The organism is Gilvimarinus sp. 1_MG-2023 (assembly GCF_030548285.1).
In genome coordinates, this window is the sequence record NZ_JAUOSC010001290.1 from 1 (window position 1) to 256 (window position 256).

1 protein-coding gene is annotated in these 256 nt (G+C 49.2%); it reads left to right on the forward strand.

Annotation, left to right across the window (positions count from 1 at the left end):
• Positions 1 to 14: 14 nt before the first annotated feature.
• Positions 15 to 256 (forward strand): CBS domain-containing protein (locus Q4563_RS21020; RefSeq protein ID WP_303605903.1); only part of this gene is annotated, 242 nt, incomplete at its 3' end.

Consider the following 256-nt stretch of genomic DNA (forward strand, 5'->3'; position numbering starts at 1 on the left):
GTGGAGTATTTCTTATGAGCAAATTGACCCTGCATTCCGTCCAGAGCATTGATGATCTGGCCTTCCCGGAAAAACCGGTGTGTATCTCCATGAATAGCCCTGCCAAGACGGTTTTTACCGATTTTATCGACCATGAGCCCATGGTGGTTGATGCCTCGATGACTGCCCTTGAAGCCCGCAACATGATGATCAAAACCCATGTACGCCTGAAGCTGGTGGTGGATGAACACAATCAGTTTCTGGGCGTTATTGGAGC